The sequence below is a fragment of the Aeromicrobium sp. 9AM genome (genome assembly GCF_902506105.1).
GTDB lineage: Bacteria > Actinomycetota > Actinomycetes > Propionibacteriales > Nocardioidaceae > Aeromicrobium.
Genome location: NZ_LR733304.1, coordinates 70,544 through 87,446 on the forward strand (window position 1 = coordinate 70,544; position 16,903 = coordinate 87,446).

At 69.1% G+C, this 16,903-nt stretch carries 17 protein-coding genes; 13 read left to right on the plus strand and 4 right to left on the minus strand.

The features are described from left to right. Window positions 1-46: 46 nt before the first annotated feature. A complete protein-coding gene (locus BOSE46_RS06410; RefSeq protein ID WP_159539453.1) occupies window positions 47-763 on the plus strand; it encodes an oxidoreductase in 717 nt (238 codons plus the stop codon). A gap of 6 nt (window positions 764-769) precedes the next feature. Here BOSE46_RS06410 and BOSE46_RS06415 read toward each other — a convergent pair whose 3' ends face one another. After that, window positions 770-1,735, minus strand: coding sequence for an NAD-dependent epimerase/dehydratase family protein (locus BOSE46_RS06415; protein ID WP_159539454.1), 966 nt, complete (start codon window positions 1,733-1,735; stop codon window positions 770-772). A 193-nt stretch (window positions 1,736-1,928) separates the two neighbouring features. Here BOSE46_RS06415 and BOSE46_RS06420 point away from each other — a divergent pair, with 193 nt between their 5' ends. The 5 genes from BOSE46_RS06420 to BOSE46_RS06440 all read left to right on the plus strand — a co-directional run bounded on the left by BOSE46_RS06420 (window position 1,929) and on the right by BOSE46_RS06440 (window position 6,932). Beyond that, on the plus strand, window positions 1,929-2,672 hold the full coding sequence (locus BOSE46_RS06420) for an FkbM family methyltransferase (protein ID WP_159539455.1): 744 nt from the start codon (window positions 1,929-1,931) through the stop codon (window positions 2,670-2,672). Continuing rightward, the gene (locus tag BOSE46_RS06425; RefSeq protein WP_159539456.1) at window positions 2,669-3,442 is read left to right on the plus strand and encodes a bifunctional 2-polyprenyl-6-hydroxyphenol methylase/3-demethylubiquinol 3-O-methyltransferase UbiG; all 774 of its coding nucleotides are present in this window, start codon (window positions 2,669-2,671) and stop codon (window positions 3,440-3,442) included. The genes BOSE46_RS06420 and BOSE46_RS06425 overlap by 4 nt, the downstream gene beginning before the upstream one ends. Further along, a complete protein-coding gene (locus BOSE46_RS06430) occupies window positions 3,439-4,527 on the plus strand; it encodes a glycosyltransferase (protein WP_159539457.1) in 1,089 nt (362 codons plus the stop codon). The genes BOSE46_RS06425 and BOSE46_RS06430 overlap by 4 nt, the downstream gene beginning before the upstream one ends. A gap of 61 nt (window positions 4,528-4,588) precedes the next feature. After that, a complete protein-coding gene (locus BOSE46_RS06435; protein ID WP_159539458.1) occupies window positions 4,589-5,428 on the plus strand; it encodes a glycosyltransferase in 840 nt (279 codons plus the stop codon). Between the two features lies 1 nt (window position 5,429). Beyond that, window positions 5,430-6,932 (plus strand): O-antigen ligase family protein, encoded by a 1,503-nt coding sequence (locus BOSE46_RS06440; protein WP_159539459.1) that lies wholly within the window; start codon window positions 5,430-5,432, stop codon window positions 6,930-6,932. Here BOSE46_RS06440 and BOSE46_RS06445 read toward each other — a convergent pair. Beyond that, a complete protein-coding gene (locus tag BOSE46_RS06445) occupies window positions 6,901-7,878 on the minus strand; it encodes a hypothetical protein (protein ID WP_159539460.1) in 978 nt (325 codons plus the stop codon). The genes BOSE46_RS06440 and BOSE46_RS06445 overlap by 32 nt on opposite strands. Before the next feature lie 19 nt (window positions 7,879-7,897). Beyond that, window positions 7,898-8,878, minus strand: coding sequence for a hypothetical protein (locus BOSE46_RS06450; protein WP_159539461.1), 981 nt, complete (start codon window positions 8,876-8,878; stop codon window positions 7,898-7,900). Between the two features lie 174 nt (window positions 8,879-9,052). On the opposite strand from BOSE46_RS06450, the gene BOSE46_RS06455 reads away from it, so the two are divergent. From BOSE46_RS06455 to BOSE46_RS06485, 7 genes are all read left to right on the plus strand, one after another. After that, entirely contained in the window at window positions 9,053-10,498 is a 1,446-nt protein-coding gene (locus BOSE46_RS06455) for a polysaccharide biosynthesis tyrosine autokinase (protein ID WP_159539462.1), read from the plus strand. Continuing rightward, entirely contained in the window at window positions 10,495-11,385 is an 891-nt protein-coding gene (locus BOSE46_RS06460; protein WP_159539463.1) for an FkbM family methyltransferase, read from the plus strand. The genes BOSE46_RS06455 and BOSE46_RS06460 overlap by 4 nt, the downstream gene beginning before the upstream one ends. 35 nt (window positions 11,386-11,420) lie before the next feature. Further along, the gene (locus BOSE46_RS06465; protein WP_159539464.1) at window positions 11,421-12,332 is read left to right on the plus strand and encodes an SGNH/GDSL hydrolase family protein; all 912 of its coding nucleotides are present in this window, start codon (window positions 11,421-11,423) and stop codon (window positions 12,330-12,332) included. A 201-nt stretch (window positions 12,333-12,533) separates the two neighbouring features. Then, window positions 12,534-13,361 carry a cyclopropane-fatty-acyl-phospholipid synthase family protein gene (locus tag BOSE46_RS06470; protein WP_159539465.1) on the plus strand — a complete coding sequence of 276 codons (828 nt, stop codon included), beginning with the start codon at window positions 12,534-12,536 and terminating at the stop codon, window positions 13,359-13,361. A 55-nt stretch (window positions 13,362-13,416) separates the two neighbouring features. Further along, entirely contained in the window at window positions 13,417-13,656 is a 240-nt protein-coding gene (locus BOSE46_RS06475) for a phosphopantetheine-binding protein (RefSeq protein WP_159539466.1), read from the plus strand. Next, entirely contained in the window at window positions 13,653-15,020 is a 1,368-nt protein-coding gene (locus BOSE46_RS06480) for a class I adenylate-forming enzyme family protein (protein ID WP_159539467.1), read from the plus strand. Before BOSE46_RS06475 ends, BOSE46_RS06480 begins: the two co-directional genes overlap by 4 nt. Further along, on the plus strand, window positions 15,013-15,747 hold the full coding sequence (locus BOSE46_RS06485) for an SDR family NAD(P)-dependent oxidoreductase (RefSeq protein WP_159539468.1): 735 nt from the start codon (window positions 15,013-15,015) through the stop codon (window positions 15,745-15,747). Before BOSE46_RS06480 ends, BOSE46_RS06485 begins: the two co-directional genes overlap by 8 nt. 304 nt (window positions 15,748-16,051) lie before the next feature. Here the strand turns inward: BOSE46_RS06485 and BOSE46_RS06490 are convergent, their stop codons facing one another. Further along, window positions 16,052-16,855, minus strand: a complete 804-nt coding sequence (locus BOSE46_RS06490; protein WP_236551642.1) for an HAD family phosphatase — start codon at window positions 16,853-16,855, stop codon at window positions 16,052-16,054. Window positions 16,856-16,903 lie beyond the last annotated feature (48 nt).

Consider the following 16,903-nt stretch of genomic DNA (forward strand, 5'->3'; position numbering starts at 1 on the left):
GTCAGGCTACCGGTCGGCGCGAGGGGCGGCCGGTACGCTTCGGGGCGTGTCTGATCCGTTCGTCTCGGCCGCCCTCCTCGAGGGCATCCCCTCGACGTACGGCGGCACCCGCGACGGCATCGACTCGATGCTCCGCGACCGCGGCCTGCGCCGCAGCACCCCCGACGACACGGCCCGCTCTCTCCTGCAGGGTGCCGCCGCGACGGCGTCGCTCGAGGGCAGCGCGTACGACGTCGAGACGCTCGCCTCCGGCGGTGGCGACGACGTCGCTCGCGGTGCCGTGCGGTTGTCGACCGAGCTGCTGGGCCTGCTGGGCGTGTGGAGCCACTCGCCGGTGCAGGCGCTCGCCCGGATGCACAGTCTCGCCGCAGCGGGCTCCGTCGAGGACGCCGACCTCGGACGGCCGGTGAACCCGGCGGGCGTGGCCCGCCTGACCGCTCTGGGCACGATGCTGGGCGAGCCCACCGAGGCACCCGGCCTCGTCGTGGCGGCGCTCGTGCACGCCGAGATCGTCGCCGCCGGCGCGTTCGCGACCCACAACGGTGTCGTGGGTCGCGCGGCCGAGCGGCTCGTGCTCGTCGCGAAGGGCGTCGACCCGGCCTCGGTCACCGTGCCGGAGGCCGGCCACGCGGCCGAGCCCGACGGCTACCGCGCCGCCCTCGCGGCATACGCGGGCGGGGAGCCCACGGGCGTGCATCAGTGGCTGATGTACGCCTCGCAGGCCTTCACCCGAGGCGCCGAGGCGTCGCCCCTCGCGCGCTGAAGCCGATCAGGCCCGAGCGCTCAGCTGGTCGTAGATCCAGCCGTACGTCTTCTCCAGCCCGTCACGCAGCGAGATCGACGGCTCCCAGCCGTAGATGCTGTGGAACATCGTGTTGTCGGAGTTGCGACCGCGTACGCCCTGAGGTGCCGACAGGTCGTGGTTCTTCTTCACGGAGATGCCGGCGATGTCCTCGAGGATGCCGATCATCTGGTTGATCGTGACGAGCTCCGACGAGCCGAGGTTGACCGGCTCGACGTTGTCGCCGGCCAGGATCTCCTGCGAGCCACGCACGCAGTCGTCGATGTACATGAAGCTGCGGCTCTGCTCGCCGTCGCCCCACACGTCGATCGTGTGGTCACCGCTGAGCTTGGCCTGCGCGATCTTGCGCGACAGCGCGGCGGGCGCCTTCTCACGGCCACCCTCGAACGTGCCCTCGGGGCCGTAGACGTTGTGGTAGCGGGCGACGCGGGTCTCGATGCCGAAGTCCTCGCGGAAGTGCCGGGCCATGCGCTCGCTGAAGAGCTTCTCCCAGCCGTAGCCGTCCTCGGGGTCGGCGGGGTAGGCGTCGGACTCCTTGAGCGCCGTCACGTTGGGATCGGTCTGCTTGTCGCCGGCGTAGACGCAGGCGGAGCTGCTGTAGAAGTAGCGCTGCGTGCCGGCATCGCGGGCCGCCACCAGCACGTTGGTGCTCGTCAGGACCGACAGCATGCACTCGGCCTTGTTGTTCTCGATGAACCCCATGCCACCCATGTCAGCGGCGAGGTTGTAGATCTCCTCCGTGCCCTCAGCAATCTTGTGGGCATCGCCCATGTCGGCGCAGTCGGCGACGATGTTCTCCGCGTCGCCGTGCACCTGGTACCACTCGTTCTGGGGCTTGACGTCGACCGCGCGTACGGTCTTGCCGGACTTCAACAAATCTGCGACAAGGTGCCCGCCGATGAATCCGCCGGCTCCGGTGATCAGCACGGTCATGAAATCAAATACTCCGTATTCTCGGGGTGAAGTGAACGACGCTCGAGGGCGCTCGCCGTCAATGGTGCCAGACCGGTTCGCTCCTCAAGTCGAAACCCGTCAGACGACCTGCTCACACCTTGGCCAACCGGCAGATTTCTCGGCGATGCGGATTGTAGGGTTGCCCTGTGAACGCGAGCTCCGTGATGGCACCGTGACCGACCAGACGCTCCGGCAGCGGACCCGCGAGAGGGCCAAGCTCGTCGTCCGCCGCACTCTCGGGCGGGCCAACCTCGACATCGGACGAGATCCCTACGTCAACCGCCTGCGCCGGTCGCTCGACCACGCGGGCATCGACACGGTCATCGACATCGGTGCCAACGTGGGCCAGTTCGGCCAGATGGTGCGCCACGCCGGGTTCGCCGGCCGCATCGTGTCGGTGGAGCCCCTCGACTCGGCACACGCCGTGCTGGTCAAGCGCGCGTCGGGCGACCCGCAGTGGTCGACGGTGCACGCCGCGGTCGGCGCCGAGCCGGGCAGCACGACGATCAACGTCGCCGGCAACTCCTACTCCTCATCTCTGCTCACGATGACCCAGCGGCATGTGTCCGCGGATCCGAAGTCGGCGACGATCGGCACCCAGGACGTCCAGGTGACGACGGTGGCCGAGCTGGTCCGCGATCATGCCGTGGCACCGGAGCGCTGCCTGCTCAAGGTCGACACGCAGGGCTACGAACGGCAGGTCCTCGACGGGGCGGGGGACCTGCTCGACCGGTTCGCCGCCGTGCAGCTCGAGCTGAGCTTCGTCGAGCTCTACGAGGGGCAGCAGCTGTACGACGAGCTCGTGCAGGACCTCAGCATCCACGGACTCGAGCTCTGGGCGCTCGAGACCGGAATCTCCGACGACACCGGACGGCTGTTGCAGTGCGACGGACTGTTCATGAGGAAGGCGACATGACGGACGCAGGATTCACCCCCGACCCCACCCTCCAGCGCCTCTACCCCGAGGCAGCGGTCGGCGGCTACTCGCGGACCGACGGGCAGATCGAGTTCTACACGCGCATCAACGCCCTGGTGGACGAGAAGAGCCGCGTGCTCGACTTCGGCGCCGGCCGTGGTCAGTGGGCGGTCGACCCCATGCCGCAGATGTCCGTGCGTCTGCGGATGCTGCGCGGCCGGGTGGGCGAGGTCGTGGGCACGGACGTCGATCCGGCCGTCCTCGACAACCCGGCCCTCGACACCGCCAAGGTCGTGCCGCTGGGCGATCCGCTGCCGTTCGACGAGGCATCGTTCGACCTGGTGATTGCCGACCACGTCCTCGAGCACGTCGGTGCGGCCGAGCGCCGGGACGTGGCCGACGACGTCATGCGCGTGCTCAAGCCGGGCGGCTGGTTCGCCGCCCGCACCCCCAACAAGTGGGGCATGATCGGCGTCGCGGCCCGAGCGGTGCCCAACCGGATGCACGTGCGTACGCTCTCCAAGCTGCAGCCCGACCGCAAGGCCGAGGACGTGTTCCCGACCCGCTACCAGATGAACACCCGGCGCGACCTGCGCCGGCTGTTCGGCGCCCACAGCGTCTATGTCTACGGGCACACCAGCGAGCCGACCTACTTCGGCCGTTCTCCCCTTGCCTGGCGCATGGCCGCCCTGCTCGGCCGGCTCACGCCGCCCACATTCGCCCCCACGCTGATGATCTTCGTGCAGAAGGCCGACGGCCCGATCAGGTGAGGATCGTCGTCGACGCGATGTGCGCCGAGTTCGGCGGCATCCGCACGTACGCCGAGCACCTGCTCGACCAGTGGGGCGAGTTCTTCCCCGACGACGAGCTGCACGTCCTCGTCCCGGAGGACTCCACGCTCCCGATGCCGGGGCACACCCGCCATGCCGTACGCGTCGGACGGCCGTCCGCCGTCCGCCGTCCGTGGGCGCAGACCCGGCACGTACGACGACTGGTGCGGCAGGTGCGGCCCGACGTCGTGCTGGCGACGCTCCCGTCGACGACGCTGCTGCGCCCGGGACCGCCCATGGCGATGGTGCTCTACGACCTCCGGCACGAGATGCGACCCGAGCAGTTCACGCGAGCCAAGCGCCTGATGCGCCGGGTGTCATACGGCCGGGGCTACCGCACCGCCGACGGCATGCTGTCGATCTCGCAGCGCAGCCTCGACGACCTGTACGAGCGTCATCCGCACACACGGGCCATCCCCAGCGCCGTGGCGCACCTCGGCGCCGACCATGTGACGGCCTGGCCCGCGGCTCGTACGGACGGCCCGGCCATCACGTTCGCGCACCACACCAACAAGAACGTCGACCTGGTCCTCAACGCCTGGCAGAGCCTCGTGGCCGCGGGTGGCCGGACGCCGCGCCTGCTGATGCTCGGGGTGCCGGGCGCGCAGCGTGAGCGCCTGAAGCAGGCCATCGCGGACCGGGGGCTCACCGACGCTGTCGAGCTGGCACCCTTCCTGCCCGACGATGAGTTCGTGCGGGTCATGGCGGAGGCCGAGATGATCGTGTTCCCGTCCGACTTCGAGGGATTCGGCCTGCCGGTCGCCGAGGGCATGCGACTCGGCAAGGCCGTCGTGATCGGTCCGGAGCGGGCCACCATCGAGGTGGCCGGCGGTCACGCCTTCGTCATGAAGGACTGGACGGCCGATGCCCTGGCGGACGCCGTACGCGCCGCGGAGGCGATGACGGACGAGCAGCGCGCAGCGGCACGCGGCCGCGGCGAGGAGTTCACGTGGGAGTCGACGATCCGCCGGACTCGCGGGATCCTCGAGGCGCTGGTCGAACGCCAGAACACCGGGTCCAGATGAGTACACTGAGGCGCCACGCCTCGATGCCTTCCGTCAGTCACCAGTCAGGAGAATGCGGACGATGACCGCTACCGTCCCCCTCAGCTTCCTTGTCCCGTCCTACAACGCCGGCCCCTACCTCGCGCTGACGATCGAGTCGATCGAGGACCAGCTGGTCGACGGCGACGAGGTCATCATCCAGGACGGCGGCTCCAACGACGGATCCGTCGACGCCGTGGTGGCCCGCTGGGGCGACCAGCCGTGGTTCCAGTCGGTGAGCGAGCGCGACAAGGGCCAGGCCGACGCGCTGCAGAAGGCGCTCGACAAGGCCACCAACGACTACATCGTGTGGCTCAACGCCGACGACATCATCTACCCCGGCGCGCTCGACTCGGTGCGGACCGCGCTCGTCGACAAGCCCGATCTCGTCGCCGGCCGCAGCACGATCTTCAAGAACGACGGCCGGGTCGTGCGCACGTACACGCCGGGCGAGTTCTCGCGCAAGGCGTTCATCGGCCTGGGCTCCAACATGTTCACGGGCTCGTTCGCCTACCGCACCTCGCTGGTCCGCGAGGTCGGCGGCTTCAACGCTGACTACCAGTACTGCATGGACATGGACCTGTTCGCGCGGCTGGCGGAGACCGAGCCCTCCATCGTCTACATCCCCGAGGTGTTCGGCGGCCTGCGCTGGCACGACGACAGCAAGGGCGCCAACACGACGTGGCCGATCATTCGCGAGGCGACGGAGATCAGGCTCGCGCACTCCCGGTCGCTGCGCGAGCGCTTCATCGCGGTCAGGGCCTCGACGCTCTACCTGATCGGCATCCTGACGCAGCCGATCCGGCACGCCAAGCTCTACAGCACCGTGCGCAACAAGCTGCGCCGGTCGACCAGGTCGCAACCGCATGCAACGACGCCGTGACATGACCCCTCGCATCACCCCCGCCACGAAGGCGGCCACCGTCTCCTTCGTGATGGTGGTGCTCGGGATGTTGCTGATCCTCTGGTCGGTGCTGCAGACCGCGCAGATCTGGTTCGTCCTCTCGGCGCTCATCGCAGTCGGGTGCCTCGTCGTGATCTCCGGCGTACGCATGGCCGTCCTCGGCGTCGTGCTGATCGGGCTCTACTGCTTCACCGCCTCCTGGGACGACGTCGGCATCGGACCAGTCGGTGTGCGTCAACTCTTCCTGATCTTCGGTGGGATGCTGCTGGCTCCCACGCTGGATCCGCGCCGGCTCCCGCCGGTCCCGTGGTGGCTGCACGCGTACGGCGTGAGCGCCGTCGTCGCGTCCTGCTTCCTGCTGGTGTTCCCCATCTCCGAGGCCTACTACAACGAGCGATACGCCACCTCCGCAGTCGGGACCGCGCTGGGGGAGAGGCCGGGGCAGCTGTCGTCGTTGGCCTCCCTGCTGTTCAACAACTACGCCATACCCGGCGTCATCGTGCTGGCGTGCATGCTCATGCCCCGAGCCTTGCGGTGGCTCATCGCCGCCTACGTCGCGGGCGCCGCGCTGTGCTGCATGGCCGCGATCGCCGGCTACTACGGTCAGCCGATCCTGTTGAACCTCTTCGGTGCGGTGCCCTACCCGTCGGGCGTGCGCGCCTCAGGGTTCACGAGCCATCCCCTTCGTCTGGGGACGACGGGAGTCATGGGTATGGGGTTGGCCTGCTGGCTCGCTCTGCAGCCCCGCCTGATCTTCAAGCTGGTCGGCTGGGGCGGCGTGCCGCTCCTTCTCGGCGGCCTCTACGTCTCGGGGTCGCGCGGACCCATCGTCGCGGCGGTGATCGTGCTGGTGCTGTGCATGTTCCTGCTCCCCACCGTGCGCCGCCGCGTCCATGAAGTGGTCGCCGCCGTCGGTGTGGCCGTCCTCGCCGTGCTGCTGGCCGTCCCGTCCCTCGCCGAGGAGGTGCTGCAGCAGACTCGCCTCACGAGCAACAGCACCACGACCGTCAGCGACGACGGCCGTCGAGAGGTCCTGGCCCAAGGGCTGCACGACTTCCACAACTCGCCGTTCTTCGGGATCGGGGTCCAGTTCATCGCCGAGGCGCACACCCTCTATGTCGGTGTGCTCGCGGGCGGCGGCATCATCCTGGGTCTGGGCTTCGTGCTCTTCAACGTCGGCAGCATCAGGGCGGCCGTCCAGTCGCTGAAGCTCGACCGTGCCCTGGCCGGTGCGCTGATCGCGACGCTCATCGGGACGCTGTGGTACTGGACGGTGGCCGACCTGATCCAGACCAAGACCGTGGCGACCGTCTTCGGCTTCGTGCTCGCGCTGTGGTGGATGAGCAACGACGAGGACGCCTCCGTGGAGTGGCGCCGGGACCTGATCGAGGACGAGCCGGCTTTGGCCGAGGCCGATGGCGTCCTGCCGCCCGCCGATTGGCAGGCGCGCCCTAGGACCTCAGCGCTGTGGCGGCGGCCATGACAGCGTCGACGACGCTCGACCGGCCGACCTCGTTGAGGTGCTCGGTGCCGTCGCGCCAGTCGACGAAGTGCGAGGTCGGCGACTCGAGCCCGATGCGCACGACGGGCACCTCTCCGTAGCCGTCCACGAAGGCGGCTTCGAGCACCTCGAAGTTGCGCTCGGCCAGGTCGCGGAACGCCTCGCCGTGGAGCTCGACGCCCTTCTCGACCGGCAGCGGTGACTGGTAGACGATGACCTGGGCACCGAGACCGCGGAGCCGCTGACCGAGGCTGCGCAGCGCATCGACCGGAGCGCTGCCGGCGTCGAGCGTTCCGCCGTAGTGATAGGCGTACAGCAGCTTGGCGGCGTCGAGCTCGCTCAGGCCGCCACCCTTCAGCTGGCGGATGTAGTCGCCGATCCGCAGGTCGCCGGCCCACGTCGTGAAGCTCAGCCCATGGAACCGGTCGAAGTCGGCCTGCGTGGGCGCAGGAAAGCCGGTGCGGATCTTGCCGAGCGGCGTCGAGCCGTCGACCGTCGACAGGAACCGGGTCGCCCGGCGGTGGCCGTAGACCGGGTGCTCGACCCAGGGGAACGAGCTCAGGCGTGGCATCAGGGGGATGATGACCAGCGGCGGCGACGGATGGCCTTCGAGCTGGCGCGCATATGCGTCGAAGAGGAGTGGCTTGAAGCCGGCGCCGAAGACGGCGTGGCTGGGGACGTCCTCGCCGAACGCGTCACGCACCATCGTGTGCAGTGGCCGCGGGTCGGCGTCGTAGGGGGCGGTGAACGCGGCGACCGAGTCGCCGAACAGCAGGACGTCGAGCGGGCCGTTGCGGATCAGGCGCGCCAGGTTGCGGCCCTCCCGGACCTCGCGGTTGTCGACCCGCGCTCGCGCGCGGCGCAGTGCCGCGGCCGGCCGGCTGTAGGCGAACCGCACCCTGAGCGACTGTCTCTCCTCCGGTGGCATCGGCGCTCCTGGTCCCGGGCTAGGCCCGGAGGGCCTTGGCGGCGTCGACGACAGCGGTGGCGATCGTCGAGCGGCCGTGCTGGTTGAGGTGCTCCGACCCGTCCCGCCAGTCGATGAAGTGAGAGGTCGGCACGTCGAGGCCGGTCCGCAGGATCTCGATGTCGCCGTAGCCCGACACGAAGGCGTCCTCGAGGGTCGTGAAGTTGCGCTCGGCCAGCTCGCGGAATGCCGGACCGTGCAGCTCGACGCCCTTCTCGACCGGGACCGGCGTCTGGTAGACGATGACCGGTACGCCGAGGGCGCGCAGTCGAGCGCCGAGCTCACGCACCATGTCGAGGGGTTCGCCGGGCACGATCTCGCCGCCGTGGTGATAGGCGTACAGGAGCGTGGCGGCCTCCTCCTCGTCGAGACGATCCTGCTTGAGCGGATGCACGTAGTCGCCGATCGTGAGGTCGCCGGCCCACGTGGGGAACCGCAAGGCGTAGAACCGCGCGAACTCCTCGGCAGCGACCGGACCGAATCCCTTGCGGATCCGCCGCGGCGGGGTGCCGGCGTCGAGGCTCGAGAGGAAGCGGATGGCCTGCTGGTGTCCGTGCGCGGGGTGCTCGATCCACGGCAGGGTCCGCACGCGGGGAGTCAGCGGCAGGATCACCAGCGAGGGCGGCGGATGGCCCTCGAGCAGGCGGAGGTACTGGTTGTAGAGCGGCGGGTTGTAGCTGCCGCCGTGGACCACGTGCATCGGAGTGTCCGAGCCGAAAGACTCCCGCAGCATCTGGTGGAAGGGACGTCGATCGGTGTCGTACGGCGCGATCCAGCTCACCATCGAGTCACCGAGCGCCACGATCTCACCCGGTGATCGACGGGCCCGGCGCACCAACGTACGGGCCTTGCGGACCTCGGGATTGTCGACCCTGGCGACCTGGCGCCGGACCTTGGCGGCCGTACGGCTGATGGCGGGTCGCATGCGGACGCTCAGGGGCGCCCTGTCCTCTGCTGACATCGTCTCTCTTCTGTCACTGGCCCGTCCGTCTGCGAGCGTGATGACATCCTAGCGACGGACGGCAGGCGGGCTTCGGCGGTTCGAGACCCCAAGTTGCCCCGGAACGCCGACGATCGCATAAACTCGTCGCGGGTCGGGCCTGCCGATCCGGGATCGAGTGTCACCGGAGGGTGAATGGACCTGCAACAGTTCATGAGGGTGCTCCGGGTGCGATGGAAGTTCATCGTGGTGACCCTCCTCCTGGGCGGGATCCTCACCGCGGCGTTCGCGCTGACCCGCACCCCGACCTACGAGTCGACCGGCCGCATCTTCATCGTGACGCCCAACGGCTCGCCGAGCGACGCGTTCGCCACGCTCCTCGTCACGCAGCGCGCGTCTTCGTACGCCGATCTCGCCAAGGACCCGACCCTGCTCCAGAAGGTCGCCAACCGGCTCGAGAAGCCGATCTCGACCAGCGAGCTGGCTGAGCGCATCACCGCTTCCGTCGTGGTCAACACCCAGATCGTGCAGGTCACGGCCACCGGGCCGACACCGCAGGAGGCCAAGGACGTGGCCGATGCCGAGGTCGAGCAGCTGCTCGGCCTCGTCACCGACCTGGAGCGTCCCACCAAGAACGTGCCGGCGACAGTCGTCGGCCGGTCCGCCGGCGATCCGACGCTCAACTCGTCGCCCATCGGCCCTCCGACGTGGCTCTACTTCTTCATCGGACTGCTGCTCAGCGGACTGGTCGGCTTCATGGGCGCCGTGCTGCGCGACCGGCTCGACCTGACGATCAAGGCTCGCAGCGATGCCGAGACCGTCGCCGGGGCGCCCGTCATCTCGGCGCTGCCACTCGACTCGGCCGTGGCCAAGGACCGCCGGAGCAACGTCCGCTCCGACAGCCCGCTCGCCGAGGCGTTCAGGGTGCTGCGGGCCAACCTGCGCTTCGCCGACCTCGACGGCCGCGGCCAGATGATCCTGGTCACCAGTGCGCTGCCCAACGAGGGCAAGACGCTGACCGCCGTCAACCTCGCTCAGTCCCTCGCGGCGTCGGGCCAGGCCGTCCTGCTGATCGACTGCGACCTGCGCAGCCCCAGCGTCGCGACCGACCTCGGCCTCGAGAACGCCGTCGGCATGCTGTCGGTGCTGCTCGGCCACGTGACGCTGACCGGCGCGATCCAGGGTCACCCCAGCGGACTCGACGTCCTGCCGACTGGTCCCGTGCCGCCCAACCCGTCGGAGGTCCTCGAGACCGAGGCGGTGGGCAACCTGTTGAGCTCGGTACGTCAGACGTACGACGTCATCGTCATCGACGCGCCGCCGATCCTTCCGGTCGCCGACACCTCGACGCTGATCCGCCACGTCGACGGCGTGCTCCTGCTGGCCCGCTTCGGCCGCACGCGCAAGGAGGTCCTGCGCCTCGCTGCTGAGCGCATCGAGGGCCTCGGTGGCCGGCTCTACGGCGTCGTCCTCAACGGCATACCTCGCCGTGGCGGTGGTGACTACGGCTACGGCTACGGTTACGGCTACGGCTACGGAGAGACCTTCGAGCGCGCTGAGCTCACTCCCAAGAAGTCGTCGGGAGGCACCCGTCGCCGGGTCGGGGACGATCCGCAGGCCTCGCACGAAGCGCTCCGATGACGGGGTCGTCGCGGACGTCCGAACCGTTCCTCGCCCGGATCACGCGCCGCCTCGGGTGGGCGGTCCGGGATGCGTGGCCCGACCGCGCCGTGGTGCGCGAGGTGCAAGGCGTACGCATGACGCTGCCGTGGTCGCACCGGTTGCCCGACTACGCGCGCGTGATGCCCGCCTACGGACAGAACCTGGTACGCCTGGCCGAGCTGCTCGCTGCGGGTGACGAGCCCCTGACGGTGCTCGACGTCGGCGCCAACGTGGGTGACTCGACGCTCCAGATCCTCGCCGCCACCGACGCGACGGTGCTCTGCGTCGAGGCGGATGCCTACTTCCTGAACTATCTCCACCGCAACGTCGACGGCGACCCGCGTGTGACGGTGCAGGAGTCCCTGCTCACGGCCGGGGCGTCCGACGTGCCCATGGCTCCCGTACGCGTGGGCGGCACGACCCGGTTCGAGCCGGGGACGTCCGACCTCACGGCGAGCTCGGTGAGCACCGACCAGCTTCGGGTCGACCACCCGGCCTTCGAGTCCCTTCGACTCGCCAAGTCCGACACCGACGGCTACGACGTCGAGCTGATCCCGGCCATCGCCCGTACGTGGGCTGACTCCACGCCGGTCCTGTTCTTCGAGTACGACCACAAGCTGTCGAGGCTCGCCGGCAACGACCCGCTGGCGGTCTGGGCCGAGCTGGCCGAGCTGGGCTACGAGGCCGTGGCGGTGTGGGACAACTACGGCCGGCCGGTCGGCCACTTCGCGATCGCCGACGTCGGGACCGGGGCGGCAGTGCTCGACGAGCCAGTCGACGGCCGCGCGCAGGTCTACTGGGACGTCGCCGTCGTGCACGGCAAGGACGCCGCCGGTCTCGCGGCGATCCAGTCGCTGACCCGTTAGCCCTCACGTTCGAGCCCATTGGATAGCCTCGCGGCATGACTCGGCGACCTAGGCGCACGCAGCGCCTGCTTCTCCTGGCCGTGTCGGCCATGGTCCTGGCGCTCAGCGCGTGTCAACAGTCCGAACCGCCGCCGCCGGCGTCGGACAGCCAGCCGCTCGTGCCACCCAGCAAGATCACCCAGTACGTCGCGATGGGTGATTCTTTCGTCTCGGGGCCGGAGATCTCGCCGCAGCAGCCTGCGCCGAACGTCTGCCTCCAGTCCAAGCGCAACTACCCGCACCTGCTGGCCAAGGAGCTCGGCATACCGAAGGTCATCGACGTCAGCTGCGCAGGCGCCTCGACCTATCACCTGCTGCACGACGTGCCCGTCCCCGGCCAGAAGACCGTACGCGCGCAGGAGGACGCCCTCACCGACCAGACTCGTCTCGTGACCGTCGGCATCGGCTACAACAACGACCTGCTGTTCACGAACCTGCTCGCTTCCTGCATCCCGACCGCCAAGCCCAAGGCGGGCGCCTGCCAGGACTACGTCGGGGGCAGCATGCGCAAGCTCCTGAAGAAGGAGCGCGATGACGTGCTCGTCGCGCTCCAGGAGATCCGCGGCGATGCGCCCAAGGCGACCGTGGTGCTGGTCGGCTACCTGCCGGTCCTCCCCGAGCCCGACGCCTGCCCCGAGTCGGTCCTGCCGCGCGCCGACCAGCGCAGCATCTACGACGCCGAGCGGGGCGTGGAGGGCAACCTCCGGGCCGCGGCTGCCGAGGCCAAGATCGAGTTCGTCTCGATGCGCACGGTCGGCCGTGGCCACGGGATGTGCGCCGGCGACGACGCATGGGTCAACGGCATGACGGCGCGGCCGGGCGACGGAGTCGTCGTCCACCCGCGCGCCGTGGGCATGCAGGCCGTCGCGGACGCCGTGGCCAAGCGGCTGCGAACGTTCGAGCACTGAGCGGGTCGAAACCACTGTGACGAAGACGTGCGATGCGGTGCTCACCGGCGCTGCCGAGATCGAGTACGGTAATCGGGATTCTCCAGCTGAGTCGTCGTTCGACCGTCGACAGCGGAAGTCGATTCCGATGTTCCAACCACCGCGGTCGTCCGCCACACGTACCGCGTCCAGGCGAGAAATGCTTGAAAGGACCGGTGACGCGTGAACGCGGATCACACACCTGCTGCGCACTACGACCATGTCACGCGGGCATGGGGCCTGTTGCTGGGAGCGGAGCTCCACTACGGAGTGTTCCAGACCGGCGACGAGGACCTCCCGACCGCGACCGGTGCGCTGACGAACCTGATGGCCGACGCCGCGCAGCTGCGGCCCGGCCTGCGCGTGCTCGACGTCGGCTGCGGCACCGGAGCGCCGGCCTGCGACCTCGCGGAGCGGTTCGACGTACAGGTCGTCGGGATCACCACCAGTGAGGTCGGCGTCGAGGCGGCGACCCTTCGGGCCGCCGAGCGCGGGCTGTCCGACCAGGTGTCGTTCGAGCTCCGCGACGGCACTGACAACGGCTTCGACTCCGGCAGCTTCGACCGGGTCTGGGTGCTCGAGTCGTCCCACCTGATGCGGCAGCGCAAGGAGCTCGTGAGCGAGTGTGCGCGCGTCCTGACGGACGGCGGACGGATGACGCTGTGCGACATCGTGCGCCACCGCGAGATCCCGTTCCGCGAGCTGCGCGACCGCGCCGACGAGTTCGCCACGTTGCGCGCCGCGTTCGGGGAGGCCCGCATGGAGCCGCTCGCCACCTACGTCGAGTTCGCCCAGGCTGCCGGCCTGGTCGTCGACCAGGCCGACGACCTGACGCAGCAGACGCTGCCCACGTTCGACCGCTGGCGCGCGAACGCCGAGGCGCACGCTGACGAGGTCGCCGACGCACTCGGCCAGCAGGGCCTTGACGACTTCGTCCGGAGCACCGAGATCCTGGAGTCCCTGTGGCGGGACGGCACGCTGGGTTACGGTATGTTCGCCGCCGTACGGTAGTCCGTCACGGCGGCCCTGATTGTCGTCCGATCAACTCGATCAGTAGGAGAGCGAAGTGGAACAGTCCGACCGCATTCTGGGGACTATCAAGACGTTCTTGAAGCACCAGAAGAAGGAAGACAGTGTCGAGCTCGGCACCGCGCTCTTCGCCGACGGCATCGGGCTGGACTCGCTCCAGACGGCTGAGCTGTCGGTCATGCTCGAGGACGAGCTCGGCCGCGACCCGTTCAGCGCGGGTCAGTTCCCGCAGACCGTCGGCGAGATCGTGGAGTTCTACGGCGAGAAGCCGGCTTGATCGAGCTGCTCGCGGCTGCCGCGGCGCATGACGCCTCGGCTCCGGCGATCTCCTACGCGTCCAGGGAGTCGACATACGGCGACCTCCTGCTGGCCGCCCGTAGGACAGCGGCGAATCTCCGCCGGGCAGGCATCGAACGATTCGCGATCCGCGATCCGGACCCCCACACCCTGGTGGCCCTCCTGGGTGGCGCTTCGCTCGCCGGTGTCGAAGCCTGCATCTACCCCCCGACCGCGTCTCCTGAGATGGTGGCCGACCTCGCCGAGCGTTTCGACCATGACGTCGTCGTGTCGCCGGAGCCGTTCGCCGGTGACTACTCGGTGCTCGATCCCTCGAAGCTGGTCGCGGCCGGAGAGCCCCTCGAGGACGGAGCTGCCGCACCTGCGCGCCAGCCGCACCTCGTCCTCACGACCGGCACCACCGGGGCCCCGCGAGCCGTACGACACGACTGGTCGAGGCTCCTGGCCCGCCGCTCCGACATCCAGGCGACCCAGGAGCGTTGGCTCCTCGGCTACAGCCTCAACCAGTTCGGCGGCCTCCAGGTCCTGATCCACACCATGAGCTCGGCCGCGCTCCTCGTGGTGGCCCCCAGCTTCCAGCCGGCGGACGGCCTGGCCGCGATGCGTGACCAGGCGGTCACCCACGCCAGCGCGACTCCGACGTTCTGGCGATTCGTGCTGGCCGAGATGGCTGCCGACGGTCGAGGCGCGCCGTCACTGCGACAGATCACGTTGGGCGGCGAGGCCATCCCGAGCCGGCTGCTGGGTGATCTCGCGCAGGCCTTCCCGGACGCCAAGATCACCCAGATCTATGCCGCGAGCGAGTTCGGCGCGATCTCCTCGGTCAAGGACCGGGAGAACGGACTGCCGATCTCGGTGCTCGAGTCCAAGACCGGGGTCGAGCTCAAGGTCGTCGACGGCGAGCTCTGGGCGCGTACCGGCACGGGCATGCTCGGCTACTACGGAGAGCCGGACCTGGAAGACGGATCGTGGCGTGCGACGGGCGACCTCGTCGACGTCAACGAGGGCCGACTGCACTTCCGTGGACGCATCTCCGAGGTCATCAACGTGGGCGGCGTCAAGGTGCACCCGCTCCCGGTCGAGGAGCGCATCGACACCGTTCCGGGCGTCTCCGCCCTCCGGGTCTTCGGTCGCGCCAGCTCGGTCGCCGGCGCGATCGTCGCAGTGGAGGTCGTGGCGGCTCCGGGCGTCGACCTCGACGAGCTCAACGCGGCGATCCGCACCGCCTGCGAGGACCTCCCTCCCGCGTACCGCCCCCGCAGCATCCGATTCGTTCCTGAGATCAGCACGATCGGCAGCAAGACAGTCCGGCGCGACCTATCCCAGGAGAATCAACATGGCTGACCGAATCGTCATCATCACCGGCGGCAGCAAGGGGCTCGGAGCTGGCCTCGTCCGTTCCTACCTCGAGAGCGGCGACCGGGTGGCAACGTGCGCCAGGTCGACGACACCCGAGGTCGAGGCCTGGTCCTCCGATCCGGCCTCGGCCGACCGCTTCCTCTTCGTGGAGGCCGACCTGGCCGTTCGCGACGAGGCCGCGGCCTTCGTGCAGGCCGTCGTGACCAAGTGGGGCGGCGTGGACATCCTGGTCAACAACGCAGGTGTCGCGCGTGACGGCATCCTCGCGGTGTTCGCGGACGAGGACGTCGACACGGTCGTCGACCTCAACATGAAGGCGACGTTCCAGGTCACCAAGCTCGTCAGCCGGCGGATGCTCTCCAAGGGAGCCGGCAAGATCATCAACATCTCGTCGATCGTCGGGCTGTCCGGCTATCGGGGCCTCTCGGTCTACGCCGCGACCAAGGGAGCGCTCGACGCGTTCACCCGTTCGCTGGCGCGCGAGCTGGGGTCGAGGGGCATCACGGTCAACTCCGTCGCGCCCGGCTACCTGCGCACCGAGATGAGTCACGGGCTGGACGAGGGCCAGATGCAACAGATCATCCGGCGTACTCCCGCAGGGCGACTCGGCGAGCCGGGCGATGTCGCGCGCGCCGTGCAGTTCCTGACGAGTGATGACAATGACTTCATCACCGGCCAGGTGCTGGTCGTCGACGGCGGACTCACGAGCTGACGGTCTCTCGGCTGTCGCTGCTCACACAGAGCGGCGGCGCCGATCCCCGGGGGAATGGCGCCGCCTGGCAAGCTGGCCCGGCTACCAAGCGTGCTGGATCTGAGTCGTCGAGCCCCCGCCTGAATCCCTGAGTGGGACGGAGTCCTCGAGCAACGTTCCCATTGAGACGGGTGATCGCCGCGTGGGTACTGAGCTGCTTTGCCGTTCTGGGTGACTATGGAGTTCTTGGTTCCTTGTCTACGCCAACCGGCCGGACGACGCGAGGCCTACTGGGTCGTAACGTTGTGCGCTTTGCTTCACAAGGTCAGGCCGTGACGCGGTGCTTGCGGCGTGACACCAGCGCCATCGTGATCGCGCCGATCGCACTGGCGACGACGGTGACCGCGGCGGCCTTGCCGACCTTGGTGTGCAGGCCGAGCCTGCGGCGCAGCGCGACCGGACGGCCGAAGGCCAGGATCGGCCAGCCGTTGTCCTCGGCGATCCGGCGCAGCGCCTTGTCGGGGTTGACCGCGAACGGGTGCCCGACGGCCTGCAGCATGGGTGCGTCGGTCTCGGAGTCGGAGTAGGCATACGACTCGGCGAGGTCGTAGCCGCGCTCGGCCGCGAGGCGTTCCATCGCCACGGCCTTGTTGGGTCCGTACGCATAGAAGTCGACGTCGCCGGTGTAGCGGCCGTTCTCGACCAGCAGGGTCGTGGCGATGACGTGGTCGACGCCCAGCATCTCGCCGATCGGCTCGACGACCTCGCTGCCCGACGCCGAGACGATGACAACGTCGCGGCCGGCCGCCTGGTGCTCCTCGATCAGGTCGACGGCCTCTTCGTAGACAAGTGGGTCGATGATCGAGTGCAACGTCTCGGCGACGGACTGGCGGACGACCTCGACGTCCCAGCCGGTGACCATCTGGGTGAGATAGGCGCGCATGCGCTCGAGCTGGTCGTGGTCGGCGCCGTTGATGCCGAACATGAAGTTGGCGTACGCGCTGCGGAGCACCGCTCGACGGCTGAGCAGCCCGCCCTGGAAGAACGGCTTGCTGAAGGCAAGCGTGCTCGACTTGGCGATGATGGTCTTGTCCAGGTCGAAGAATGCGGCAGACCTCGTGGGGCTCACCCGTTCAGGATAGGCGGGTCCACATCCCAAGGGTCGGCTTCGGCCGTC

What these genes read in the sequence shown, in the direction of transcription:
- BOSE46_RS06465 (WP_159539464.1), top strand. Translation starts at nt 11,421, where the DNA reads ATGACTCGGCGACCTAGGCGCACGCAGCGCCTGCTTCTCCTGGCCGTG.
- BOSE46_RS06455 (WP_159539462.1), top strand. Translation starts at nt 9,053, where the DNA reads ATGGACCTGCAACAGTTCATGAGGGTGCTCCGGGTGCGATGGAAGTTC.
- BOSE46_RS06435 (WP_159539458.1), top strand. Translation starts at nt 4,589, where the DNA reads ATGACCGCTACCGTCCCCCTCAGCTTCCTTGTCCCGTCCTACAACGCC.
- BOSE46_RS06460 (WP_159539463.1), top strand. Translation starts at nt 10,495, where the DNA reads ATGACGGGGTCGTCGCGGACGTCCGAACCGTTCCTCGCCCGGATCACG.
- BOSE46_RS06440 (WP_159539459.1), top strand. Translation starts at nt 5,430, where the DNA reads ATGACCCCTCGCATCACCCCCGCCACGAAGGCGGCCACCGTCTCCTTC.
- BOSE46_RS06485 (WP_159539468.1), top strand. Translation starts at nt 15,013, where the DNA reads ATGGCTGACCGAATCGTCATCATCACCGGCGGCAGCAAGGGGCTCGGA.
- BOSE46_RS06415 (WP_159539454.1), bottom strand. Translation starts at nt 1,735, where the DNA reads ATGACCGTGCTGATCACCGGAGCCGGCGGATTCATCGGCGGGCACCTT.
- BOSE46_RS06425 (WP_159539456.1), top strand. Translation starts at nt 2,669, where the DNA reads ATGACGGACGCAGGATTCACCCCCGACCCCACCCTCCAGCGCCTCTAC.
- BOSE46_RS06450 (WP_159539461.1), bottom strand. Translation starts at nt 8,878, where the DNA reads ATGTCAGCAGAGGACAGGGCGCCCCTGAGCGTCCGCATGCGACCCGCC.
- BOSE46_RS06445 (WP_159539460.1), bottom strand. Translation starts at nt 7,878, where the DNA reads ATGCCACCGGAGGAGAGACAGTCGCTCAGGGTGCGGTTCGCCTACAGC.